31 protein-coding genes are annotated in these 25,123 nt (G+C 40.3%); 11 read left to right on the top strand and 20 right to left on the bottom strand.

The window, feature by feature from the left end:
* Positions 1–11 precede the first annotated feature (11 nt).
* Positions 12–575 carry an RNA polymerase sigma factor gene (locus M2273_RS25885; RefSeq protein ID WP_429400675.1) on the bottom strand — a complete coding sequence of 188 codons (564 nt, stop codon included), beginning with the start codon at positions 573–575 and terminating at the stop codon, positions 12–14.
* Between the two features lie 141 nt (positions 576–716).
* Here M2273_RS25885 and M2273_RS25880 point away from each other — a divergent pair, with 141 nt between their 5' ends.
* Positions 717–1,490, top strand: a complete 774-nt coding sequence (locus M2273_RS25880; protein ID WP_429400674.1) for a MerR family transcriptional regulator — start codon at positions 717–719, stop codon at positions 1,488–1,490.
* A 107-nt stretch (positions 1,491–1,597) separates the two neighbouring features.
* Here M2273_RS25880 and trmD read toward each other — a convergent pair whose 3' ends face one another.
* The 9 genes from trmD to M2273_RS25835 form a co-directional block, all read right to left on the bottom strand.
* Positions 1,598–2,272 (bottom strand): tRNA (guanosine(37)-N1)-methyltransferase TrmD, encoded by a 675-nt coding sequence (trmD, locus tag M2273_RS25875; RefSeq protein WP_429400673.1) that lies wholly within the window; start codon positions 2,270–2,272, stop codon positions 1,598–1,600.
* A gap of 145 nt (positions 2,273–2,417) precedes the next feature.
* Positions 2,418–2,789, bottom strand: a complete 372-nt coding sequence (locus M2273_RS25870) for a VOC family protein (protein WP_429400672.1) — start codon at positions 2,787–2,789, stop codon at positions 2,418–2,420.
* A 92-nt stretch (positions 2,790–2,881) separates the two neighbouring features.
* Positions 2,882–3,271, bottom strand: a complete 390-nt coding sequence (locus M2273_RS25865; RefSeq protein ID WP_429400671.1) for a VOC family protein — start codon at positions 3,269–3,271, stop codon at positions 2,882–2,884.
* A 16-nt stretch (positions 3,272–3,287) separates the two neighbouring features.
* Positions 3,288–3,488, bottom strand: a complete 201-nt coding sequence (locus tag M2273_RS25860; RefSeq protein WP_429400670.1) for a helix-turn-helix transcriptional regulator — start codon at positions 3,486–3,488, stop codon at positions 3,288–3,290.
* 8 nt (positions 3,489–3,496) lie between these two features.
* Complete coding sequence (locus M2273_RS25855; protein ID WP_429400669.1) at positions 3,497–3,919, bottom strand: hypothetical protein; 423 nt, start codon at positions 3,917–3,919, stop codon at positions 3,497–3,499.
* Positions 3,920–3,936: 17 nt separating this feature from the next.
* Positions 3,937–4,389 (bottom strand): hypothetical protein, encoded by a 453-nt coding sequence (locus tag M2273_RS25850; protein WP_429400668.1) that lies wholly within the window; start codon positions 4,387–4,389, stop codon positions 3,937–3,939.
* Positions 4,390–4,626: 237 nt separating this feature from the next.
* Positions 4,627–4,803 (bottom strand): hypothetical protein, encoded by a 177-nt coding sequence (locus M2273_RS25845; protein ID WP_429400667.1) that lies wholly within the window; start codon positions 4,801–4,803, stop codon positions 4,627–4,629.
* A gap of 576 nt (positions 4,804–5,379) precedes the next feature.
* Positions 5,380–5,907 (bottom strand): ribosome maturation factor RimM, encoded by a 528-nt coding sequence (gene rimM, locus M2273_RS25840; RefSeq protein ID WP_429400666.1) that lies wholly within the window; start codon positions 5,905–5,907, stop codon positions 5,380–5,382.
* A gap of 79 nt (positions 5,908–5,986) precedes the next feature.
* Positions 5,987–6,529, bottom strand: a complete 543-nt coding sequence (locus tag M2273_RS25835) for a 30S ribosomal protein S16 (RefSeq protein WP_429400665.1) — start codon at positions 6,527–6,529, stop codon at positions 5,987–5,989.
* Between the two features lie 155 nt (positions 6,530–6,684).
* On the opposite strand from M2273_RS25835, the gene M2273_RS25830 reads away from it, so the two are divergent.
* Together M2273_RS25830 and M2273_RS25825 are read left to right on the top strand one after the other, a co-directional pair.
* The gene (locus M2273_RS25830; RefSeq protein WP_429400664.1) at positions 6,685–7,227 is read left to right on the top strand and encodes a 5' nucleotidase, NT5C type; all 543 of its coding nucleotides are present in this window, start codon (positions 6,685–6,687) and stop codon (positions 7,225–7,227) included.
* A gap of 62 nt (positions 7,228–7,289) precedes the next feature.
* On the top strand, positions 7,290–9,008 hold the full coding sequence (locus M2273_RS25825; RefSeq protein WP_429400663.1) for a PAS domain S-box protein: 1,719 nt from the start codon (positions 7,290–7,292) through the stop codon (positions 9,006–9,008).
* Between the two features lie 3 nt (positions 9,009–9,011).
* On the opposite strand, the gene pfkA is transcribed toward M2273_RS25825, so the two are convergent.
* The 4 genes from pfkA to M2273_RS25805 all read right to left on the bottom strand — a co-directional run bounded on the left by pfkA (position 9,012) and on the right by M2273_RS25805 (position 13,128).
* On the bottom strand, positions 9,012–9,989 hold the full coding sequence (pfkA, locus tag M2273_RS25820; protein WP_429400662.1) for a 6-phosphofructokinase: 978 nt from the start codon (positions 9,987–9,989) through the stop codon (positions 9,012–9,014).
* Positions 9,990–10,133: 144 nt separating this feature from the next.
* Positions 10,134–11,885 (bottom strand): protein-disulfide reductase DsbD family protein, encoded by a 1,752-nt coding sequence (locus M2273_RS25815; protein ID WP_429400661.1) that lies wholly within the window; start codon positions 11,883–11,885, stop codon positions 10,134–10,136.
* A 15-nt stretch (positions 11,886–11,900) separates the two neighbouring features.
* Entirely contained in the window at positions 11,901–12,353 is a 453-nt protein-coding gene (locus M2273_RS25810) for a protein-disulfide reductase DsbD domain-containing protein (protein WP_429400660.1), read from the bottom strand.
* A 4-nt stretch (positions 12,354–12,357) separates the two neighbouring features.
* Positions 12,358–13,128 carry a biotin--[acetyl-CoA-carboxylase] ligase gene (locus M2273_RS25805; protein WP_429400659.1) on the bottom strand — a complete coding sequence of 257 codons (771 nt, stop codon included), beginning with the start codon at positions 13,126–13,128 and terminating at the stop codon, positions 12,358–12,360.
* Between the two features lie 47 nt (positions 13,129–13,175).
* On the opposite strand from M2273_RS25805, the gene rsfS reads away from it, so the two are divergent.
* From rsfS to M2273_RS25790, 3 genes are all read left to right on the top strand, one after another.
* Positions 13,176–13,550, top strand: coding sequence for a ribosome silencing factor (gene rsfS, locus M2273_RS25800; RefSeq protein WP_429400658.1), 375 nt, complete (start codon positions 13,176–13,178; stop codon positions 13,548–13,550).
* A 93-nt stretch (positions 13,551–13,643) separates the two neighbouring features.
* Positions 13,644–15,743, top strand: coding sequence for an ATP-dependent zinc metalloprotease FtsH (ftsH, locus tag M2273_RS25795; RefSeq protein WP_429400657.1), 2,100 nt, complete (start codon positions 13,644–13,646; stop codon positions 15,741–15,743).
* A 57-nt stretch (positions 15,744–15,800) separates the two neighbouring features.
* Entirely contained in the window at positions 15,801–16,454 is a 654-nt protein-coding gene (locus M2273_RS25790; protein WP_429400656.1) for a LutC/YkgG family protein, read from the top strand.
* Between the two features lie 58 nt (positions 16,455–16,512).
* Here the strand turns inward: M2273_RS25790 and M2273_RS25785 are convergent, their stop codons facing one another.
* Complete coding sequence (locus M2273_RS25785) at positions 16,513–17,598, bottom strand: metallophosphoesterase (protein WP_429400655.1); 1,086 nt, start codon at positions 17,596–17,598, stop codon at positions 16,513–16,515.
* Positions 17,599–17,825: 227 nt separating this feature from the next.
* Here M2273_RS25785 and M2273_RS25780 point away from each other — a divergent pair, with 227 nt between their 5' ends.
* From M2273_RS25780 to M2273_RS25760, 5 genes are all read left to right on the top strand, one after another.
* The gene (locus M2273_RS25780) at positions 17,826–18,188 is read left to right on the top strand and encodes a hypothetical protein (RefSeq protein ID WP_429400654.1); all 363 of its coding nucleotides are present in this window, start codon (positions 17,826–17,828) and stop codon (positions 18,186–18,188) included.
* A 130-nt stretch (positions 18,189–18,318) separates the two neighbouring features.
* Positions 18,319–18,975 (top strand): hypothetical protein, encoded by a 657-nt coding sequence (locus M2273_RS25775; protein WP_429400653.1) that lies wholly within the window; start codon positions 18,319–18,321, stop codon positions 18,973–18,975.
* A 63-nt stretch (positions 18,976–19,038) separates the two neighbouring features.
* Positions 19,039–19,869, top strand: coding sequence for a sensor histidine kinase (locus tag M2273_RS25770; protein WP_429400652.1), 831 nt, complete (start codon positions 19,039–19,041; stop codon positions 19,867–19,869).
* The gene (locus M2273_RS25765) at positions 19,835–20,479 is read left to right on the top strand and encodes a response regulator transcription factor (RefSeq protein ID WP_429400651.1); all 645 of its coding nucleotides are present in this window, start codon (positions 19,835–19,837) and stop codon (positions 20,477–20,479) included. Before M2273_RS25770 ends, M2273_RS25765 begins: the two co-directional genes overlap by 35 nt.
* A 29-nt stretch (positions 20,480–20,508) precedes the next feature.
* Positions 20,509–21,579 carry a PA0069 family radical SAM protein gene (locus M2273_RS25760; RefSeq protein WP_429400650.1) on the top strand — a complete coding sequence of 357 codons (1,071 nt, stop codon included), beginning with the start codon at positions 20,509–20,511 and terminating at the stop codon, positions 21,577–21,579.
* Between the two features lie 204 nt (positions 21,580–21,783).
* Here M2273_RS25760 and M2273_RS25755 read toward each other — a convergent pair whose 3' ends face one another.
* The 5 genes from M2273_RS25755 to M2273_RS25735 all read right to left on the bottom strand — a co-directional run bounded on the left by M2273_RS25755 (position 21,784) and on the right by M2273_RS25735 (position 25,017).
* Positions 21,784–22,095 (bottom strand): DUF2809 domain-containing protein, encoded by a 312-nt coding sequence (locus M2273_RS25755; protein ID WP_429400793.1) that lies wholly within the window; start codon positions 22,093–22,095, stop codon positions 21,784–21,786.
* An 88-nt stretch (positions 22,096–22,183) separates the two neighbouring features.
* Complete coding sequence (locus M2273_RS25750; protein WP_429400649.1) at positions 22,184–22,630, bottom strand: DUF1572 family protein; 447 nt, start codon at positions 22,628–22,630, stop codon at positions 22,184–22,186.
* A 145-nt stretch (positions 22,631–22,775) separates the two neighbouring features.
* Entirely contained in the window at positions 22,776–23,519 is a 744-nt protein-coding gene (locus tag M2273_RS25745; RefSeq protein ID WP_429400648.1) for a zinc ribbon domain-containing protein, read from the bottom strand.
* Complete coding sequence (locus M2273_RS25740) at positions 23,519–24,616, bottom strand: Nif3-like dinuclear metal center hexameric protein (RefSeq protein WP_429400647.1); 1,098 nt, start codon at positions 24,614–24,616, stop codon at positions 23,519–23,521. Before M2273_RS25740 ends, M2273_RS25745 begins: the two co-directional genes overlap by 1 nt.
* Positions 24,617–24,660: 44 nt before the next feature.
* A complete protein-coding gene (locus tag M2273_RS25735; RefSeq protein WP_429400646.1) occupies positions 24,661–25,017 on the bottom strand; it encodes a TM2 domain-containing protein in 357 nt (118 codons plus the stop codon).
* Positions 25,018–25,123 lie beyond the last annotated feature (106 nt).

Here is a 25,123-nt window from a genome sequence, read left to right as displayed (position 1 = left end):
TGGTTGCAGTGTTAAAGCATATTTCTTAATTTTTCTAACCCTCTTGACAATAAAGATTTTACCGTGCCTTCGTTTTTACCTAATATCAGACTGATCTCGACATTAGTTTTTTGCTCAAAGTACCTCAGCGCTATTACCTCCTGGTATTTAATATCAAGTTTAAGCAGGTTTACGCGGATTTGGTTGTAATCTTCATGTTGCTGCAATTCACGTTCAATCATCTCCCGTTCATTATCCTGCTGCTGATGCAATAGTTTTTCCATATGTGGGTTTTCGAGTAATTGCTGCAATGATTGGGGTTGATATTTTTGCTTACGATAATACTGGTTAAGCTCGTTGGTAGCAATGCGGTACAACCAGGCCGACAGGCTGATACCCCGCCAGCTAAACCGATGGATGTTTAAATACGCCTTTAAAAAAGTTTCGGCAGCAATATCTTTTGAAAGATCATAATCTGCCGTACGGCGAAATACATAACCAAAAACAGATGGGTACCAATTATCAAACACAACACCGAAAGCCATTGGGTCATGGTGGCATTGCTGTATCAGCTGTTTTTCTTGTTGAGGGTTCATGGTTGCTTATGTAATGCACTAAGGGCAATTACGTTGCAACCTAAAATTACAATTTATTTGGCCGGAAACTTTTTTCAAAAAGTTCTTGACTCTTACCCTGCGTCATACCATAGCTTTGTAATTAACAAATAGTTTAGGTGTATGAAAGTCAATTATTCTGTTAAACAAATTGCCCAACTGGCCGGGGTGAGTGTGCGCACGCTTCACTTATATGACCAGGTAGGTTTACTAAAACCAGCTGTACGTACACGTGCCGGTTACCGGCAATATGGCGAAGCAGAGTTATTAAGACTGCAGCAAATACTCTTTTACCGGGAGCTTGATATACCACTTAAAGCGATAGCTGAAATTTTAAATGATCCGAATTTTGACCTGACTAAGGCATTAGCAGGCCATAAAACCGCCCTGCGGGTACGGCGCGACCGTTTAAGCACCTTGCTTAAAACTATTGATAAAACTATTATGAACCTAAAAAATAAAACCATGAACAATGCCGAAGAACTATATGAAGGTATGCCCAAAGAACAGGCTGCATCCTGGCGCCGGGAAGCCATAGATAAATGGGGCGAAGACACCGTGCTAAGATCGGAAAAAGCTTTGCTCGAAATGGATAAGCTTGATCTTGACCAGCTAAAAGCAGACCAAAAAGATATTGTCCACCAGCTTCTGCTATTAAATAACAAAGCCCCGGAAAGTGATGAGGTGCAGGAGCAAATAGCCAGGCATTATGCCAATATCCGCAGCTTTTGGGGAGTGAGTGACCCGACCGACCTTAAAGCTGAAACCTACAAAGGCCTTGCTGAACTATATGTTGCCGATGAGCGCTATACTGCCAGTGATGGAAAAACAGATATGGAGTTTGCATCATTTATGCGTAAAGGGATGCTTTACTTTGCTGAGCATAATTTGAGGTAAGGAGTAATTATTCAGAAACGTTTGTCATTCTGAGCGTAGCGAAGAATCTGTTGTACGATTAGATTCTTCGCTACGCTCAGAATGACAATTAAAGCGGCTCATATTTTTTATTCCAACAGGTCGGGCCGGCGCGTTTTAGTGCGCTCAAGGGCTTGCTCAAAGCGCCACTTTTCAATTTCGGGAGTATTGCCGCTTAATAATATATCGGGGACTTTGTGTCCGTTCCAGTCGGCCGGGCGGGTATACACCGGCGCATCAAGCATATCATCCTGGAATGAGTCGGACAGAGCCGATGTTTCGTCGCTTAGCACACCTGGTATCAACCTGACCACTGCATCCACCAGAACGGCTGCAGGCAGCTCACCACCCGATAGCACATAATCACCAATAGAGATTTCACGGGTTACATAAATATCACGGATCCGCTGATCGATGCCTTTATAATGTCCGCATAAAATAATTACGTTGTGTTTGATGGAAAGCTGATTGGCTATGGCCTGGTTTAACCGCTCGCCATCGGGCGACATGAAGATCACCTCGTCATATTCCCTTTCGGCTTTTAGTTTTTCAATACAGGCCGCAAAAGGTGGTATCGTCATCACCATACCGCTGCCGCCGCCATAGGGATAATCATCTACGCTCTTTTGTTTGCTGGTTGAGTAATCCCGCAGATTATGCACATGGATCTCGGCTATCCCTTTTTTTTGCGCACGCTGTAAAATAGAATGAGCAAAGGGGCTTTCCAGCAAGCCTGGCAAAACGGATATGATATCAAAACGCATGTGCAAATATGCAGATTATTGATTGATGTGCGGATATGCAAATTTCAGATGTGCAGATGCTGGTCTGAATCAGAGTTTACAGAATCTCATAATTAAGGAGATATGCTTGACATTTGCACATCTGAAATCTGCACATCTGATTTCATCACCCTCTATGCTGATAGATCCCCCACAAATTTCCGGCGGGATCAGTAAAGTGTGCGGTGATCTCCGGGAAATCCTTACCAATGGGCTGTGTTATAATACCTCCATGGGCAGATATTACTTTAAGCGTGGCTTCGGCGTTATCAACCATGATGGATATTATAAAACCGGCTTCAGTCATGGGTTTACGGCCCGTTACCCACATGCCGCTCACCTGACCAACACCATCATCAAAAGAGGTATGTCCACTATTATCCGCACGGATGTGCCAGCCAAAAACTTTTTTAAAAAATGCAGCAGATGCAACAACATCATTTGCCGGGATCTCAACATAACAGATCTTGCCGTTACCGTAAGTTGGTTCGTTTGCCATGATTATAAAATTACACTACAAAAAAGTCTTTTATCCTTTGTCAAAAATCAATCCTCGTCTTATTTCTTGATTCTATCCTATTGCTTCTCTCCTCAAATGGCTTTCTCAATAAGCCACTGATGCCCAAAGGGGTCAACCACTTCGCCCTGCCGGTAGCCATAATCATAATCCTGCACCGCAGATAGTAAACGTGCGCCACTCAGTACTGCCTGCTGAACTACTGCGTGTACATCTTCAACAAAAAGACCGATTGTTACCGTAGTGGCATTATGCCTGTCTGGACTAACAGCAGCCGAATGCAGCGTTTGCTCATGTAAATGAAACAAAGCTCCATTTATACTTAATTCCGACACATGAATAGTGCCATCATCATTACTAAAACGCCGTAGCTCGGTAGCGCCGAAGGCGTTGATGTAAAAACTAATATCAGTCACACCATTAGGGATAACCAATTGCGGCGCAAAAGTTGGCTTGGTTTGCATAATTATATTGGTTTAATTAATCCTCATCATCCAATGTAAAAATTTCTTCAACCGGTTTACTAAACACGCGGGCAATTTTCAACGCAAGTACCGTTGAAGGCACATACCGGTTACTTTCAATAGTATTAATAGTTTGGCGCGATACACCTATAATTTCGGCCAGCTCGGCCTGTGTTATATTTTTAATGGCCCGTTCAACCCTTATATTATTTTTCATGTTGCTGTTTACTCCTTAATTAAACGGTTATTCCGGAATATCTTCCACCTGAAACGGATAATAAAGAATACAAGGGGAACCAGTAAATTTAAAAACAATATATGCTCGGTGTCTGTAGAAAAAACCAGACTGATGATCAAAAACAAATAATTTACATAAACAGCCCATTGTAACGAATCAAGACGTAGCTGTACTATTTGCTCATCTTCAATTTTCTCTTTTGAAAAAGCCGCAATAAATAAGCCCACAGCCATTAATAAAGTTGTTGAGATAAAAAACACGTGCCGGCTGTTAAAGATCCCGGTATCGGCATGAGCTCCGTGAAGATCAAAACCGATCTCATTTTTATACAACACAATAGGAATATGCACTACAACCAGTATATACCCTAAATACCGGCACCAGTAAGGAAATAAAAACAGCGGTTTCATAATTGTCAAATTTAAAGCTAAACTACTTCTCTTAATGAACGATTGAGGCGAAAGATGACCCACCTGAAACGAATAATAAAAAACACCAGTAGCAGCCATAAGTTAATCCCCACGATGTGTACCAGGTCAATACTATTTGTAAAAATTATGACCATTATAAACAGGATGTAAGTAAAATACATTGTCCACTGCAGCGAATCTAAACGCAATTGTATGATTTGCTCATCTTCAAATTTCTCTTTGGAAAAGGCCAAAAGCAGTAAACCGATTGTCACCACTAATGTGGCTATCACATTAAAAACATGGTCGGGACTAAACAAGCTGGGATTGTCTGGGAGCTTTATATGAACCCCGTGATCCATATAACCATGATAAAACATCTTTTTTGCAACCATTACAGGTATATATGCAAAGATCAATACGTAACCAATAAAGCGACTTTTGTAAGGAAATAAGAATCGTGATTTCATAATTGTCAAGTTTAGCTTACCAAATGTAAAACAAACTTTACAAATGTCAAATATATTTGACAAAAAAAATTAAGGCTAAGCCTGAGAAGAGTTATCTAAATTAAGGATACAACTGAGTAAGCCAAATACGAGGAAAAAGGTAAAGTTTGACGGTACGCTTGAACAAATGATTAAGATTGCTGTTAAAACAGCTTAACAATGACAAATAAATCTCCAATTAACTTTCGAGGGTACTAACTATTTCTGATTAGTTTTTTTATGGATAACGGTTAAGTGTTCATATTTCCGTAAAGCATCCCTTATAATACATAAATCATATTGTAGTGTGTGTAATAGTTCTTGCGCCTCTGCAATCTTTTCTACTAAAAGCTTTTCATCTTGTAGCAACATTTGATATTCTGTAGGTTCGGTCATGTTTTAAACTATTTCATGACGTATACGATTTTGGCGGGAAATGGATGTGTTTAGATAAAAAAACTTCAAAAAATGACAGTTGATTATATAAGCCCTGTTCGAAGTCTCTGACTTCGAAATACTATGCCTGTAGTTTTTAACTACACCCGCTTTATGTAGTCAGAGACTACTTACATAAGCGTCTGAAGTCTCTGACTTCAGATAGCGGGGGATATTTGATAAAATTATTTTTGCCTGCAAACGCAAAATGCCTGCGAGGACACAGGCATTGGTTAAAAAACTAATAATGCTGTCACTGCTGAGCGCAGCGTGGCAATCTCATCATGCTGATTGCATAAGCAAAGCTCGTTACTTATCCTATGAGATTACCGCGCTACGCTCGCAATGATATATTTGTTAATTGTTGTTCTGAAAAACGTCATGCTGAACTTGTTTCAGCATCTCAAATGCTATGGTATATAGCATGGTATTTTAATTGTCATGTGGGATGCCGAAACAAGTTCGGCAGGACTATTTTTTTAGTCTGGACTATTGAATAGTCCTTTATCCTTATTCCAAAAGTCCTTCGTCCAAAAATTATTCAGACAAATAAACATCCAACAACCCTTCGGGCAGGGCTACATAGATCTCGCCGGCTTCAACATCAATGCCTTTAATGATATCTACATTGAGCGGGAAAAGTACTTCCTTGCTTTGGTATTGAACAGTTGCTATTAATTGCTGCGGGTATTCCTGCACTTCCAGTATCTCGCCCAGTTCGCCATGCGTTTCGTCAATGGCAATAAAGCCTTTAACATCGTTCAGGGTAAACTCGCTTTTTTTCTTTTTGGGTTTTAGTTTATTAGGCAGGTAGACGTCTCTTTTTACCAACAAGGCGGCTTTTTCAATGGTATCTACATCTTCCAGGTACAAATAGGCATTGCTTTTTTGCAGGTATTTGATGGAGGCCACAAAATAAGGGATCATCTTGCCGGCCATATCAATAAAAACAGCGTCAAATTTCATGGTATCCAGGCCGTCAAAATCTACATAGATCTGCATTTCGCCTTTCAATCCCTTTGTTTTTAATATACTGCCTATCCTGAAACAATCTTCGGTCTTCATAAAAAAATATGGTTAAAAAATAATGGCGAAGAACCTGAATGCAGGTTGCTTCGCCATTACGTAAGCTTTAATAATAAAATTATTCTGCGTTTTCAGCAGCATCCGTTTCAGTAGCAGCTTCTTCTTCGGCCGGAGCTTCTTCTTCAGCAACTTCTTCTGCAACAGGTGCATTTTTAGCAGCAATTGCAGCAGCTTTTTCTTCTTTCTTTTTAGCTTCAGCAGCCAAAGCAGCTTTACGCGCTTCGTCTTTTGCAGAAACTAAACTTGTTTTTTTACCGGTGATCTTGCCTTCTTTCTGATCAGTCCACTCAGCAAATTTTGCTGCAGCCTGCTCTTCGGTTAAAGCACCTTTTTTAACACCACCTTCTAAGTGTTTTTTGTACAGCACACCTTTGTATGAAAGGATAGCACGACAAGTATCAGTAGGTTGGGCACCCGTGTTAACCCATTCCAAAGTTTTGTCGAAATTAATGTCGATAGTTGCAGGATTGGTGTTTGGGTTGTATGAACCTAAACGCTCAATAAAACGACCGTCGCGTGGAGCGCGGGCATCTGCTACTACGATGTAGTAAAAAGGTTTACCTTTTTTACCGTGTCTTTGCAGTCTGATCTTAGTTGCCATTTTTTATTTTTATGTATTCAACATGTCCCCGGAGTTCTTTCTGCGGGGATGCAAAGGTATAAATTATTTGTAATAATTTAAAGTCCTTATAATTAATTATTTATTAAAGCGTCTGTGGTTAGGCTTTCTTTGAAAAAAATTGCAATTTCATCCGCATGAGCATAAACAGAAAACCGCGCATAGCTATTGATATGGATGAGGTATTGGCCGATACCATCGCCAAATTTATTGATCTGTACGAGATCAGGCATCAAACTAAAATATCCCTGGGAGATATGCATGGCAAGGAGTTTAACGAAATATTGCCACCGCACTTAAGCAGTTCATTAAGACAGTACATTAATGAGAAGGGCTTTTTTCGCGATTTGCCGGTGATGCCCGGCAGCCAGGAGGTGGTGAAAGCCCTTATGGAAAAATACGATGTATACATAGCCTCGGCCGCAATGGAATTTAAAAACTCACTGGAAGATAAACTGGAATGGCTTAATGAGCACTTTCCCTTTATCTCCTGGACCAATATTATTTTCTGCGGACATAAAATAGTGGATGTGGATATTATGATTGATGACCGTATAAAAAACTTTGTAACCTTTGATGGCCGCAAACTGTTATATACATCGCCGCACAACATGTTGATCAATGATTATGAAAGAGTTAATAACTGGGATGATGTGGCAGCAAAATTGTTACGATCATAACCTTGTCACTTGTAACCGAATGCTTTATATTTATAAAGTAGCATCCTACTCTTATTTAAGGTATGTTTAGCCATACAACTATTGCATTTGATGATTGTATACTTGCTTATGACCTTCATGAGCAAAAGTACTTATTCATAAGCCCTGGCGTTTATTCTGTTTTAGGCATAACCGCCAAACAGCTTTATGAAAACAATTACCTGTGGGAGGGGCTGATCAATAAGCAGCAGCTTGCCTGCGTAAAGGATGTTGTTAAAAACCTTTCCGAAAACAGTCCGGTTGAACTAAGCTATTCCATTAGCACACCACAGCATATCATAAAAAACATAAGTGACAAAAAAAACCTTATTATTGATGAAGATACCGGGCACAAAATTTTACTAAGCATAATTAAAGTGGCCCCAATAGATAAACCCGAAAAACCACAACAGCACGCGGATGCCGGGTTAAGCAAGCAATTTTTAAATTCGCTTATTGACTCACAAACCAGCTTTTTAATACGGATTGACACCAACGGGAACTATAGCTTTATTAACAGCCAGTATCTTAAAACATTTGGTTACAAAGCCGAAGAACTATTAGGAAAACATTTTTCAACAACTACAATACCCGGGGAAGCCCGTCTGTGCGAGGATGTATTCATGAACTGTTTAAATAATCCTGGTAAGATAATTCCGCTGCTGCACAAAAAACCCGATATACAAGGCAACTTGCATGATACCGAATGGGAGTTTATATCAATAGTTAATGAAAACGGCAAGGTTTGCGAAATACAGGGTATAGGTCATGATATAACTAACCGCCGTAAAATTGAAGCAGAGATAATAGATACCGCTCAAAAACTGGATACCTTTATTGAGAGTATTACCGATTCCTTTTTTATTCTTGATAATAACTGGAGGTTTGTTAGGGTAAATTGTGCCTTTGAAAAAATAACCAAAAGAAGCCGTGAGCATGTACTTGGTAAAGTAATATGGGATATTTTTCCAACAATTATGGGTACTGGTTTTGAACGTGCTTTTTATGAAGCAAAAACAAAGCAGACAAGTATTAAATTTATTGAGGATTTTACCAGCATAAACGGGTGGTACAATGTAGCGGTTTACCCATCGGCCGGGGGGCTCACTGTTTTTGTAAAAGATATAACCGACGAAAAACGCGCCCAGGAAGAAACGGTGAGCATACAAAACAGCCTGGAAGCCCTTATTAATAATACAACCGATCAGATATGGTCTGTTGATACTGCAACGCGCTATGTTTACCTGAACGATGCTTATGTAAAGCTAATAACCGACCTAACCGGGGTAGTTCCCCAAAAAGGTGATCATTCCTATATGCAATTGGGCTGCTCCGATCAAATAATTGACGATTGGAAATCATACTATCAGCGTGCGTTAAATGGCGAACAGTATACTATTATTGAGGAATGTACCTGTGGACAAACAAAAGAAGCCTTATTTTATGAAATAAGCTTTAATCCTATTTACTCGGCAAACAACGAGATCATGGGTGTTGGCTGTTTTGCGCATGACATAACTGCCAGGCTTAAAACCGAGCAGGAGCTGCTTAGTCAAAACAAACGGCTTAACAACATTGCCTCGTTAAGCTCGCATGAGCTAAGGAGACCGGTTGCCAGCATGTTGGGATTAATAAATATAATTGACAGGGAAGATCTTCACAACCCCGAAAACAAAAAGATCATTGATTACCTGCAAATTGTAAGCACCGAAATTGACAATACGATACGTTTAATTGTTGATCATACCTTTACAGGTGGTTAAAGCTTACATTGATAATATTTCAACCAGCTTTAACAGGTTTGGATTGATCTCCACATGATGCTTAATGGCATGTTCAAATGGGGTATATGCAATTTCGTTGTGTATAATACCGATCATTTCATTACGGTGGCCGTCTCTTAATGCCTCAACGGCAGCTGCTCCTACGCGGCTTGCCAAAACCCTGTCCATACAACTTGGAGCACCGCCCCTTTGGATGTGGCCCAGTATAGAGATTCGCGTATCATAGTTAGGGAATTTTTCCTGAACCATACGACCAACTTCAAAAGCTCCCCCGGCCTCTTCGCCTTCGGCAACTATTACAATTCTTGAGGTTTTATCTTTACGGCCATGTTCGAGGCGGTTAAATAAACCTTCCATACCCCCCTTGCTTTCCGGGATCAATATCGCTTCGGCACCGGCAGCAATACCTGTACGCAGAGCGATCAGGCCGGAGTCGCGCCCCATTACTTCTATAATAAATAACCTGTCGTGCGATTCGGCAGTATCCCGTATTTTATCCACAGCCTCAACAACCGTATTTATGGCCGTATCATAACCAATAGTAAAATCGGTACCCAGCAAATCGTTATCAATAGTACCCGGCAAACCAATTACAGGTATATCATACTCGGTGCCAAATACCTTAGCACCGGTAAAAGTACCATCGCCGCCAATGGCAATCAGGGCATCAATATTATGTTTTTTTAGCTGATCGTAAGCTTGTTTACGCCCTTCGGCAGTTCTGAAGTTATCACAGCGAGCGGTTTTTAAAATGGTACCGCCACGTTGAATGATATTTGAAACCGACTTGCGGTTCATGGGTATAAAATCGCCCCTGGTCATGCCATCGTATCCACGGCGTATGCCTGTAACTTCAATATCGTAGTATATGGCAGTACGTACAACCGCCCTTATGGCAGCATTCATTCCCGGCGCGTCGCCACCTGAGGTAAAAAGTCCGATATTTTTAATCTGCGTCATTTTATTCTGATACGGGCATTAGGGACCCTACCCTAAAAAATTGAATAATTTTAAATTAAGTGCTTTTAAAGTGCCATTATATAAGAAACGCGGCTAAGCTTTAAAACTTGCCGCGAATTTACACTTTATTTTTTTAGGGTGTAGTTACTTTTTAAAAGCAGCGATACCACTATCTAAAAATCTGATATAACTGGCTATATCATAATCAGCCGGGGAAGTAGGAATATCGTTGCCACTGGCATCTTTTAAAAAATTACCGTCGCTATCCAGCATTACGTACAATGGCTGAGAATTGGAATTGAATCTTTTAGCCTCCAGGTCACTCCATTTGCCACCTAATGTGGTTATCTTTTTCCCGCTGTAATCAGACACGAACTGCTCCTCGGGTAACAGGGAGGCCTTGTCATCCACAACAAGCTGAAGCAAAACAAAATCATTTTTAAGTCGCTTAAACACTTCCGGGTCCGACCAAACATTGGCTTCCATTTTACGGCAGTTAACACAATTAAAGCCAGTAAAATCAATCAATATGGGCTTATGTATTGCTTTAGATACCTGTAAGGCCTGGTCATAATCATACCAGGCATCAAGCCCCCTGGTTTTTATGCGTGCATAACTTTCTGCATACTTTCTTTTGCCAATACTGGCTGGCACCGTCACTGTAGCGGAAGATGTTGAAGCACCACCACCATCGGGTATGCTTGAAAGATTAAAATCCTGAGTTGCTTCGGGCGGTAAAAACGCACTGATTGATTTTAAAGGCGCTCCCCATAACCCGGGGATCATATAAATAACAAACGCGAATACAATAATGGATAAAAACACCCGCGGAATTGACAGATAAGGAACATCGCTGTCATGCGAAAACTTTATTTTGCCAATAAGATATAACCCGATCAACAAACCAATTGCTATCCAAAGTGATAAAAATATCTCCCTGTCAAACCAGTCCCAGTGGTAGGCCAGATCAACATTTGATAAAAACTTTAAAGCAAAGGCAAGTTCCAAAAATCCCAAAACCACCTTTACGCTGTTTAACCAACCGCCTGATTTGGGTAAGCTTTTTAAAGCTGATGGGAATAAGGCAAAAATGGTGAACGGCAAGGCAAGTGCCAGCGAAAAGCCAAACATACCTATTGCAGGTCCCAGACGATCGCCTTTAGAAGCCGCGTCAACCAGTAATGTGCCAATGATTGGGCCGGTACATGAAAATGAAACCACTACTAAAGTTGATGCCATAAAGAATATACCGGCAAGGCCACCCTTATCGGCATTTTCATCAAGCTTATTGGCTAATGAGCTGGGTAGCGTAATTTCAAATGCGCCAAGAAACGATATACCAAAAACAACGAGCAGTAAAAAGAAAAATATATTGAATATTCCGTTTGTGGCCAGTTGATTAAGTGCATCTGAGCCAAAAATAATGGAGATCAGCAAGCCCAGGGTTACATATATAACAATAATAGACGCCCCGTAAATAAGCGATTGGCCTATCGCTTTGCTGCGGCTACCGCTCTTTTTTGTAAAAAAGCTTACTGTTAGCGGCAGCAGTGGATATATACAAGGTAATATGACGGCGGTAAAACCGCCTAACAGTCCAAATATAAATATTTGCCAAAGCGTTTTTGGTTTTTCCCCGGCGGGAGCTTTTTGCTTAACCGCCGGCTTAGCAACGGCGGCCTTAGCGGCAGAATCGGCTGCTTTTTTCCTTATGGCAATACTATCAGCCGCGGTTGGTATATCGGTAAATTGTATATCATTGGTTGATACCGTTGTATCCTTGTCGCCCTTTTGTGCTGCATAAACCGCCTTGGGACTATTTATGCCAAATATGATCAGTAAGGTTACGATAGCCAGCGACGTTGGCAACCAGTTGATTTTATTGAATAGTTTCATTTTTATCCCCGGTAATTATTTGCCTAAAGGAATATTAAAATCAACATCTTCGGGTGGCAGGCATTTTTTATCGTTACAGGTCATATAAGTGAGCTTGCCTGTTACGTTTGTGGCTTTTGCCGATTTAAGGCTTATTTTTTGCTGAAAAACAACTTCTTTTTCAAAGTAACTTACATTCATGTTAAAAGCTTTCTCGAATTTGGTTACCGGGGTTGGCTCGGTAGTTTTACCAATTGGCGCATATAATTTTGAAGGTGCAAAATCAAATGATGTTTTTATTGGCCCGCCATCCTTAACATTAAGGGAATAAATATGCCAGCTGGGTTGAATAGTAGCCTTTAAAAACACAATGGCTTCTTTATCATTCAATTTTTTAGCCGCGTATGACCATCTCACCGGCGATTCGATCTGGGCATAAGCCCCTGCGCAAATAACCAGCGCAATAACAACCAACAATACTTTCTTCATTTAATTACTTATTTAAAAATTCAATTTGTTTTAAGCTAAACTCCTGTTGCACATTATTATTTTCAACAACAAGCAAACCCTCGTCTTTTACATTTCTTACAATACCCTCAAAAACCTGATTGTTTGATCTGAAACGCTTTACCTGGTTTAACCAATATAGTCGGGTTAAATACATATTCCTTACAAACAAAAACTTACCGGCCTTTAAATTAAGGTAATATGCTTCAATATGTCCGCAAATTTCCGATAATATTGTTCGCAAATCATAATCCTTGTGTAAGATTTGCTTTAAAGATATGGCATTGGCAGCCCCGGGCAAAAAACTTTCCTGATTTATATTAAGCCCTATGCCAATTACAGCATCCTTTATACGGTCGCCTTGTATATGGGTTTCAATCAATATGCCACCAAGTTTATGGTCTTCATAATAAATATCATTAGGCCATTTTATTTTTAATTTATCGCCTAAATAAGGCGCCAAAGCATCAAAAACGCCAAGGCTAACTACCCGGGTAAGGTCAAATTGGTTTATAACCGGTAAAAATGAGGGTGTTAACAAAATACTGAAAGTCAGATTTTTTCCGGGCTCACTATGCCATTTATTTTGCTGCTGACCCCGGCCGGCGTATTGGCTTTCTGCCATAATGACCGTACCTTCGGGCAATGGCTTGGAATTTGACAGTAAATTCTTAAGGAAATTGTTGGTTGAATCAAGTTCTTTAATTGTTACCAAATTTTGACCAACAAATAATGCCGAAAATATGTTATTTTGCAAAGTATAATAATTTTTAACTCAAAAACGTTCAAAACTAATTCTTTTTGATGGTAAAAAACAAAGTGTTAAATCAGTCAACCTATATTTCTGAACTTGCCATACACGGCATACAGGAAAAAAAGGGGAACGATATTGTAAGGTTAGACCTTCGTAATATATTCAGTTCGGTATCAGATTATTTTGTGATCTGTCATGCCGATTCAACTACCCAGGTTAAAGCTATCGCTAATAGTATTGAAGATGAGATTTTCAAAGCAACGCAACAGGATCCCTGGCGCAAGGAAGGTTTGGAATATGGCGAATGGATACTACTTGATTATGTGGATGTTGTGATTCACGTGTTCAGAACCGATAAACGTGAATTTTATGGCGTAGAGGATTTGTGGGGAGATGCCGAAATTAAATATTATAAAAGTGCTTAAACATTCGTCACAAAAGCCCTGCGGGCAGAGTCATGGTACTAAACCTTGTAAATTTTAAATTATTGATTGTAAGTTTGAGCTCGTAACAAAGAAATGAAAGATAAAGATAATAAATCAGAAAGTCCGAAACCTATCAGGAAGATACTTAATAAAAAAACACCTCCGAAACCACCTAAATTTAATATTATGTGGCTTTACGGTATTGTTATTTTAGCGTTTTTACTGGTACCTACCCTTTTAAGCGGTGGCTCGGGCAAAAACATTAACTTCCAGGATTTTGAGGCTATGTTAAAACAGCACGATGTTGAAAAACTGGTTGCTTATAAAAGTGGGGATCTGGTAGTTGCCGAGGTTTATATTAAAAAAGACAGTTTAAAAAAACCTCAATATGCAAATGCCAGTAAGGAGCAGCGTTTATTTAACACTGCAAACAACGGCCCTCAATACACATTTACTGATGCATCATACGAAAGCCTGAAGCAATCAATCATGAATGCCGAAAAGGATATGCCCGATAGCGAGAAAATCCCTATCCAGTATGAACAGGGTCATGAAAGCTTTTTATCAAACTGGCTTGTACAAGGTGTAATTATGGTGATCCTGTTTGCCGGTGTTTGGATATTTATCATGCGCCGCATGTCTGGCGGTTCTGGTGGTGGCCCGGGTGGTCAGATCTTTAACATAGGTAAATCAAAAGCTACCCTGTTTGATAAAGAAGCCCAGGTATCAGTAACGTTTAACGATGTGGCAGGCCTTGAAGAAGCCAAGCAGGAGGTAATGGAGATTGTTGATTTCCTTAAAAATCCTAAAAAATACACCAACCTGGGTGGTAAGATACCAAAGGGTGCATTGCTGGTAGGCTCGCCGGGTACCGGTAAAACCTTACTGGCCAAAGCTGTTGCCGGCGAAGCACAGGTGCCATTCTTCTCCTTGTCAGGATCTGACTTTGTTGAAATGTTTGTGGGTGTGGGTGCGTCACGTGTTCGTGACCTGTTCCGCCAGGCAAAAGACAAGGCGCCTTGTATTATATTTATTGATGAAATTGATGCCATTGGCCGTGCACGTGGTAAAAACAATATAGTTGGCGGTAATGATGAGCGCGAAAACACACTGAACCAGTTACTGGTTGAGATGGATGGTTTTGGTACCGACTCAGGCATTATCATACTTGCAGCTACTAACCGTCCAGACGTATTGGATTCCGCATTATTGCGCCCGGGCCGTTTTGACAGGCAAGTATCTATTGATAAACCCGATTTGATAGGCCGTGAGCAAATATTTAAAGTTCACTTAAAACCTATCAAACTATCTGATGGTGTTGATGCTAAAAAATTATCGGCACAAACACCGGGTTTTGCAGGTGCCGAAATAGCTAACGTTTGTAACGAGGCTGCTTTGATAGCCGCCCGTAAAAATAAAGAATCGGTTGATATGACCGATTTCCAGGATGCCATTGACCGTGTTATTGGCGGCTTGGAAAAGAAAAACAAGATCATATCGCCCGAAGAAAAACGCATTGTTGCTTATCACGAAGCTGGTCACGCTATTGCAGGCTGGTTCCTGGAACATGCAGATCCATTGGTAAAAGTATCTATTGTTCCACGTGGTGTTGCGGCATTGGGTTACGCCCAATATCTGCCAAAAGAGCAGTTTTTATATACAACCGAGCAATTGCTTGATGAAATGAGCGTATCAATGGGTGGCCGGGTTGCCGAAGACATTGTTTTTGGTAAAATATCAACCGGCGCATTGAGCGATCTGGAACGTATTACCAAACTTGCTTATGCCATGACCAAAATTTATGGTATGAACGGCAATGTGGGTAATGTTTCGTTCTACGATCCGCAGGGCGAGTACCAGTTTAACAAACCTTATTCTGATACTACCGCCGAAATGATTGACAACGAAGTACGCAAACTGGTTGATGACGTTTATCAGAAAACTAAGGTATTGCTGAACGAAAAACGCGAAGGCTTAGAAAAAATAGCTCAAAAGTTGTTGGAGAAGGAAGTATTGTTCCAGTCTGACCTGGAAGAGATATTAGGCAAGCGCCCTTTTGACGAACGTACCACATATGATAAATTTGTGAACGGTGAGGCTGCTTTAAACCCTGAGGTTGATAATAATGCCATACCCGAAAACATAACCAATCCTGAACTTTCAAGGGTTGACGGGCAAGATTCAAAAGCCTAATAAATTAATAATACTAAAGCCATCAGTTAAGCGCTGGTGGCTTTTTCTTTTTTAACCATGAGGGATATAACCACATCAAAAGAAAAACTGCTTAAAAAGATACGTAAAGCGCTTTTAGAGAAAAGGGACAACCCATATCCCCAACTGGAAGACCTGCCGTACTATGCAGCTGATGAAGAAATTCCCGAAGTAATTTTTGCCGAACAATTTACTGCCGTTAACGGGCAGTTTATTTTTTGCGAAGACGAGATCCAATTCATTGAAACCCTGCTTACACTTGCCGAAGAACGCAGCTGGCATAAAATATATTGCTGGGAACCCGGTCTGCAGGAAGTATTAACCCGTTTTGAATATCCCTTTTACGAAACCGACAAGGATTTTGAACAAGCTGAGGTTGGTTTTACTTTTTGCGAAGCATTAATAGCCCGCAATGGCAGCATTTTGCTATCAAACGGCAACATGGCAGGCAGGCGCTTAAGTATTTACCCCCCGGTACATATTGTGCTGGCCTACACATCGCAAATGGTGCTTGATCTAAAAGACGGCTTTAAACTGATAAAAAATAAATATGGCACACGGCTGCCCTCTATGATCAGCAATGTTACCGGACCAAGCCGTACTGCCGATATTGAAAAGACACTGGTACTTGGCGCGCACGGCCCAAAAGAGCTTTTCGTGTTTTTATTGGACGATTCTAAGTCTGAAGTCTAAAGTCTTTAGTCCAAGGTTAATCCAATATTGGAGCATTAAGCTTGTAACTTAAACCTCCTCATATCAGCTCATCCAACCTACATTCATCCAGCACCTGGCGCTCACTTCTTTTTTGTTCATTATACTCCCACTTGATCAGCCTGATAAAGCCGTCGGCTATTTCAATACCTGTTATGTCGCCATCGTCAAAACAGCAGCACCCACTATTAAAGTAAGTTGGGCGATAGGCGCTAAAATCAGGTATTACATCACCTTTAATATGCCTTAGGGTTATTTGCTGTTGTATATCGGCCACAACACTGGCGTCACTTGTTTCTTTCGCCCTGGCCAGTTGGTCATATAGTTTTTCGAGGTGGGTCAATGATCTAAAAACCGGCTGGTGTGTATGTCCGGTAATGAGCAAAATGCCTTTGCGTTCCGCGCTCCACTCATACATAATACGGTTATGATCTGTTTTCAGTTGATCATTATTTGCTGGGGTATTGATATTGATCTTTAAATAAGCCTGAAAAGGTGCCCATATATCAGATACAAACCATTTACTAAACCAGTTTCCATCACACTGCAGATCGCCCTGGTGCCCATGTGTAAGGTAAATATTAAGGGGTTTATTACCCACCTTAGTTTGTAATATGGCTCCTTCATAAACTTTTACCTGCTGCCCATAAATTTGCTTTAACCCTATCGCCGCCAGCGGGTCGTTGTCCCAATAAAGATCATGATTCCCAAATATTTTAAGGAAAGCATTTCGGTTCAGAAATTTCCCCTCACTTTCAAAGGTCGCTTTATTATGCCTTTTCACAGTTATAAAAAGGTTTTCCCATAACTCTTCACTATCGCCCAGGTTGATGTAAAAAAAATTTTGCTGCTCATAATGATCAAGGGCTGTCAGGTAATTATCCTCGGCCATGGCAAATATATCCATGTCATCGCGGGCACCCTTGTGCTGATCTGAGAAAATGATGAACCTGTTATTCGCTATATCAAATGGAATTACCACTCCTCTTTTACCTGGTTTGGCAAGTATATTGTTGTATAACTTGTTTAATGCGCTGTTCACCCGTTTTTTATCAGGCCTTGACGATAGTTTATCGGCCAGTTTAGCTACAGAAGGGATTAATAATTTTTGCAAAAAACGGCGCATGGACTGTTAACGGGTGATGTAAAAAATTGTGTTATTAAACTATATAAAAAATTATATAATACCTAAACTATTAAATAATAAGCAGTTCTGCTGTTTGGTCTTATTTATTTGATTAACCAAAAGTTCAAGCTATTTAACTCCTGTTAATAAATTATATAAACTATAAAATTCAACTGATATTTTATTCAGGAATTAGTAGCTTGGTACGCATAAAACCCTATAATAAAATGGAAAAGATTGATTTAACTATTGCGAAAAAAATGGTGGAACACTACAATACCACCAGAAAAACACTTATTGACAAAACGCACAGCATCAATGACACCCAGTCTATCTGGATATCTCTCGACAAATTAAAAGCATTTGTTAATAATCTGCCAGAACATGCAACCGGCGTGAGAATACATTTGGCGGCATACGATCATGAAAATCAGCATTACCCCAACCAAACAACAGCTATACTCATTGGAACTGTTGAAAATGACACCGAACATACTGATGCTCTGGAAAAAGGGAGCGCGTTGCTGGAGACCGAAGATGATCCTATGGGTCCTTTTAACCAGGGAAAAGCATGCCCTCCTATATGCTAAGTTACTTATAGCGTAACCGCACGTCAAAATCTGGTATAAGCACCCTTTTAAAATTTTACCACGCAAAATAATACCAAAGGTAAATGCTTTAATTAAAATATTTATTTTAGCATTTACCTAATTGATTTAAATGCTGGACTATATATACTTTTATTTTGAGTTTTTGGCGTTTAGTGTGTGTTTATACACATATAAGAAACTTGATCGCAATTTCAAAGTATTTCTACCTTTCCTGGCATTTGTGGTGATTTATGAATTTGCCAATATTAAAAACTGGCTCCTGTGGCACCATACAAATGCCTGGTGTAATAATCTCGAATCGATCATTGAAATCATTATATATTCACGCTTTTTAGCCTCGCTTGATAAAAGAAAAGAATACCGAAAAAAAATCGATATAGCCCTTTGCATAATAGTGGTATTTTCTTTTATAGATATGCTTTTTATTCAGGGCTTTTTCATGATGAATACCATCGCTATGGTATTTCAATATTGCCTGCTTACCATATTAGTATGCTTATACTATTTCAATTTAATTAACAATGTTGATGAAAGTTTAGATATTATACGTTATCCACCTTTTTGGGCTACAGCTGGAATATTATTTTATGCACTCGCTTTTATATTTTACCATATTGCCTTTAGCTATATGGTTTATAAACAGAATTATCATTTTTATATATTAGCCCATGTAATACCCAATATAGCCTGCCTTATTTTGTATTCCTTATTGTCCACTGCTTTTATATATCAATATAAACAGGCAAAGTCCGTTAATAATGCATAAAACATTGCAAAATTGAATTTTTAATTAATATAATAGTTTTTTAAACCGCCAGTGTATTCAAGTATGTTATTTAAGGATGAAGAGCTTATTTTATTGATAATTGCCGGTACGGCCATACTGATGCTCCTGGGTGTGTTTATTGTCAGTTTTTTATTGGTTTATCAGCGTAAACAAAATAAAAACCTGTTTGAAAAGGAGCAACTGAAATCGTCTTTTCAACAGGAGCTGCTTAAAACCAGGATGGAAATACAGGAAGAAACACTTAATTACGTAAGTCGCGAACTTCATGATAACGTAACTCAAGTTTTATCATTTGTAAAACTAAACCTGGGCATATTGGGTAAAAATCTTGATGGAAATGAAAAAACAAAGATCAATGACAATCGCGAGCTTATAGCTCAGTCAATCAGTGATTTGCGTAACCTGTCAAAAAGCCTTAGCTTTGAACATATCAGCGCCATTGGCCTCGTTAAAACATTGGAAATGGAAGCCGACCGCATTAACAGAAGCGGCATTATTAACCTGCTGCTATTGGTTGAGGGTGTTATATATCCTCTTGGCGAACAGCGTGAACTGGTTTTATTCAGGATATTCCAGGAGGCTTTAAATAATGCACTGAAGCATGCCCAGGCTGCCAACTTCAAAATCAGTTTGTATTATAAAGAGCAAATGTTTAATTTGACCATCGAAGATGATGGCGTTGGTTTCCAACCCGAATTGCTCAATGATAAAAGTGGGTCGGGCTTACGCAACATAATAAACAGAGCAGCGTTAATTGGTGCAGAGGCAGTTATAAACAGCGCACCAGGAAACGGATGTAACATTAAGCTATCGCTCAACCCCCTCGTACAAGAAACTTATGCTAACGGAACCTATTCAAATAGCCCTGGTTGATGATCACCGCCTTTTCAGAAGCGGCATTGCCTCACTGGTGGGGAGTTTTAACCGCTACAATATACTGTTTGAAGCAGCACATGGTAAAGAATTAGTTGATAAAATAACTTCGGGGCTTGTTCCTGATATTGTTTTGCTTGATATTAATATGCCGGTAATGGATGGTATATCAACAGCACAATGGCTCAAAAAATTCCAACCCTCTATCCGTACCATTATCTTATCTATGTTTGAGGATGCCGAAAAGGTACTTGCCATGGTTAAAATGGGCGTTAAGGGTTACCTGCTTAAGGATGCCGAACCCCACGAGTTTGAAGCTGCCTTGCTGAAAGTTGCCGATGGCGACCTGTATTATCCCGATTTTGTTACGCATCATTTGCTCAACAACTTTAACAATGATAAAACATCGGCCGTAAAACTAAACCCCCGCGAAATTGAGTTTTTACGCCTAACCGGAACCGAACTTACCTACAAAGAAATTGCCGATACCATGTGCATCAGCGTGCGTACTGTTGATAGTTACCGCGACCAGCTTTTTGAAAAGCTACAAATAAAGAGCCGCGTAGGGTTGGTTTTATACAGCATAAAAAACAAGCTGATTGATTTGTGATTTGCTAAAAATATTAGCAAATTTGTTAAATGGTACAGGAAGATAATCCCGACTTTTTTAAAGGCCGGGGGGCGCAGTTAAATACCCATAACAAATTTTTAAAAAACAAATACGTAGCCGAGCACATTGAAGGTTTGGATGAGCCACTGCTGGAGAATACTGCTACGCAGCTTTTTGAGGAAACACCCAAAAAGATAGTAAGCGAATCAAACAGTCCGGACCTGAGCCATATGTACTCCATAAACCCTTATCAGGGTTGCGAGCATGGCTGTATTTATTGCTACGCACGTAACAGTCATGAATATTATGGCTTTAGCGCCGGGCTTGATTTTGAACGCAAGATCATCATCAAACGCAATGCTCCCGAATTGCTGGAACAATATTTTAACAAAAAGAACTACCAGCCGGTATGCATCATGCTATCGGGTAATACTGATTGCTACCAACCTATTGAGCGCCGGTTAAAAATTACCCGTGATTTGCTCCAGGTATTTTTAAAGTACAGGAACCCGGTAAGCATCATCACCAAAAATAACGTGATCCTGCGCGACATGGATATCCTTACAGAGCTGGCCGCCATGAACCTGATACATGTGAATGTATCTATCACCTCATTAAACGAGCAGCTGCGCCAAAAACTGGAGCCGCGCACCGTAACTGCTACCGGAAGGCTCGCTGTGGTGCAGAAACTATCAGAAAAGGGTATACCGGTGAGGGTAATGGCAGCCCCCATTATTCCGGGATTAAACAGTAATGAGGTGCCTAACATTATCAAGGCCGCTGCAGACAGGGGCGCGTTATCCGCCGGCTTTACCATTGTGCGGCTTAATGGCAGCATTGCCGAGATATTTAGCGACTGGATATACAAGGCATTTCCTGACCGCGCCGAGAAAGTACTGAACATGATACGGTCATGCCATGACGGCAAGCTGAACGATAGCGATTTTGGCCGCCGCATGAGCGGCGAGGGCAAAGTAGCCGAATCCATTCACCAGATGTTCCGGATGGCCTGTAACCGCTTTTTAGCCGGCCGGGTGATGCCTGAATATGATTATACCTTGTTTGTGCCAAAGAAAGGGAAACAGACGAGTATGTTTTAGACCGTTGATGTTTTTGATTGCGATGATTTCGCTGATGATTTGTTAGTATATCACTAAGAGTTTTACCGTTTTAATCTTTTACTTAAACCCTTATCTTCTCCACCAGTTCAAGCATCCTTCGCTTGAACTTATATAAAAGTAAGCGTCCTCGCTTATCCTAAAAAACCACAAGTGCAAGCGTGGACACTTACCTAAGAACCTTAATCAAGCGTGGACGCTTGATCGGGCGAATAATCTATTACTTAAACCCTTATCTACCCAAATACCTATCCCCACCCCAACCGTATAACACAACAGATCGCTCCATAAAAACCCCTCACCTAAAACCAGGCGACCGAACAACGTATGCCGCAGATCATTTATCCAGGGAGATTTGTACAACTGACTAAACTCAATGCCATAACAAAACAGCAGGCTTGCTAAAACAATAAATTTAACCGGGCGTGTTACAAACAGGAAGCGCATGATAAAGTAAACCATCAGCGCCCAAAGAATATCACCTATAAATAATGGTATAAAGGCAAAATGCCGGGAAAGTAAACCCGTGATAATGGTAGCAATAATGAGAATGAAGTACGTAGATCTTGATCCCGTTATTTACTAATTAATTATCCAGTAAACGCCGGTGATAATTGATTTGCCCCAGGTGATAGTTAAGGTGGACAGTCATGTGCATTACCAAAAACGCGTTAGTCACCGTTTCGTTAAATACCGGCTTCGGAAAATCTTCTGCTAACCGCGCATCGGTTATGTTATCAAAAGCCGAAGTTATCATTAATATAGTTTCATCAATACTTTTCAGCAATTGCGCCCTTGGTACCATGCCGGATGAAAATTCAAGGTCGCGGTCTCTTACATACCCTGTTCCGGCCAGCTCAGCGCCGATAAAGTTGTTCAGGCTTCCGAGCAGATGCAGGCAAAGATTACCCGCCGTATTGGTGATCTGCTTTTCAACGTACCATATCTTCTGCTCATCCCTGTATAGTTCAATCTCGGTTTTAAGCTTACCCAGATCTCTCAAAAACATTTTTTTTAATACTTCTACCATCATAGCTGCAGTTGTAAATTCCACGCTAAATGTATCATCAATTATTATTGTTCACAAATAAAAAACGGGGTAATAAAAAAGGCGCCGATGGGCGCCTTTTTTATCTTTATTATCTAATATCAGATAAGTCTGTTCAAAAATTTTTGAATTATGCTTCTTCTGCTTCCAGAGCCATTTGCTCGTCAACAAGGATACGTCCGCAATGTTCGCAAACGATGATCTTTTTACGTTGACGGATATCAGACTGGCGCTGAGGCGGGATCTGGTTAAAACATCCTGAACATGAATCACGCTGAATGGTTACCACAGCTAATCCGTTTTTCGCATTCTGACGTAAACGGGTGTAAGCGGTTAACAAACGTTCTTCAATGTTTCCGGTTGCTTTTTCTGCCTGTGAGGTAAGTTCGTTCTCTTCCTTTTCAGTTTCGGCAGTAATAGTGCCTAACTCATCTTTTTTGGCATCAAGATCGCTTTTGCGTGCATCAAGATCGGCAAGGGCTTTTTCGTAGATCTGGGTTTTTGAAGTGATCTCAAAACCATACTCTCTTATTTTTTTCTCGCTTACCTGTATATCTAATCCCTGTATCTCAATTTCTTTTGATATGGCATCATACTCACGGTTGTTCTTAACTTCGTTAAGTTGCGCTTCGTATTTTTTGATATTAGCCTGAGCTTCTTTGATCAGGTTTTTGCGGGTTACTATTTCATCCTCTACATCATCCAGCTCAGCTTTGATCTTTTGGATGCGGGTTTCAAGACCTGCAACATCATCTTCCAGATCGGCAACTTCCATTGGCAGTTCGCCCCTTACCTGGCGAATCCTATCAATTTTGGTGTGGATGGTTTGTAGTTCGTATAAAGCTTTAAGCTTCTGTTCTACGGTTTGTTCCATTAAATAAAATATTTGACGGGGTTTGTATTTACTTCTGTTAAACGGACGGCAAAGGTAGTGAATTTTTTTCTAATTATTTCATACAATAATTGCGCCGTAAATTGTTCACTCTCAAAGTGTCCGATATCCGCGATCACTATCTTTCCTTCGGCATCAAAAAACTCGTGATACTTGTAATCAGCAGTGATAAAAACATCGGCTCCTGCCGCTATGGCATGTTTTAATAAAAAGCCTCCTGCACCACCGCAAACGGCTACTTTTTTAACGTGTTTACCGGTTAAAGCCGTATGCCTGATCACGTGGGTGCGCATTTTATCCTTCACCTGGAATAAAAATGCTTCCTCATTCTGTGGAACCTCCAGCTCACCTATCATACCAGCGCCAACCTGCTGGTGCTGATTGGTTAAATTAAACAGGTCATAAGCTACCTCTTCATAAGGATGGGCCAACACCAGCGCCATCAATATCTTGCTCTCCAGATTGGCTGGGTAAACGGTTTCTATTCGTACCTCATTTTCCCGGTGACGCGTTCCCGGCTCGCCCACATAAGGGTTGGTTGCATCGTTGCCTTTAAAAGTGCCGGCGCCCTCGGTGTTAAAACTGGTTTCGCTATAGTTGCCAATATTGCCAGCGCCTGCTGCAAATAAAGCATCGCGCACTTCGTCGGCATGACTTCCTGGCACAAAAGTTACCAGTTTTTTTAACAGATTATGTTTGGGTACCAATATGCGGCAGTTTTTTAATCCCAGTGTATCGCAAATACGTTGGTTTACCCCGCCCATGATGTTATCAAGATTGGTATGTATGGCATAAATAGCTATGCGATTGCGAATAGCTTTCTCCACTACCCTTTCTACATAGGTTTTGCTATTAAACTTTTTAAGCCCTTTAAAAACTATGGGGTGGTGTGATATGATCACCTGACAACCTGTGGCAATGGCTTCATCAACCACGGCTTCGGTACAATCAAGTGATAGCAGCGCCTGGGTAACTTCCTGCTCGGGATTGCCAACAATAAGCCCGGCGTTATCATAATCTTCCTGGTACACCAGCGGTGCAAGGCTTTCAAGGTATGCAGTAAGTACAGCTAATTTCATGAATAAATATGAGTATAAAGCATTGGCCGGAGCATGTTTTTAATTTAGTTGCTCATCAAGGCCATCCGGTGACTATCATAAGCCATATTCTTATTATACTCCAAAGTGAGCGATTTATTTTTAACCAGATCCATAATAGTTCCAACAAAACAAAGCCCTGCGGTAAAAAAATAAAGAATGCCCATACCTATCTGCCCTAAAACAAAACGCTGAATGCCAGCAAAACCAATAAAACCCAACAAAGTAAAAATCAGTATCTCCTGTGAATTTTTCCGTTTACTGCTGTAAACCGTATAAAAATATTTTTTTTGGTTTTCATTAAGTTCCGCAGTGGCCTGCTGTAAAAACCCCATTTCTTCGGGAGTCATATCGGAAAAACTCATATAAGGATCCTGGTTCATGTATATGTTTTTAAGGTTTATATATAAATGCTGTTTCCAAATTTAATTATTTTATCATATAAAACTATAGGTACAATAGGGCAATTTACCTAAACATCCATCAGCG

Source organism: Mucilaginibacter lappiensis (assembly GCF_050433765.1).
Classification (GTDB): Bacteria; Bacteroidota; Bacteroidia; order Sphingobacteriales; family Sphingobacteriaceae; genus Mucilaginibacter; species Mucilaginibacter lappiensis_A.
This window is presented reverse-complemented; position numbering and strand designations above follow the sequence as displayed.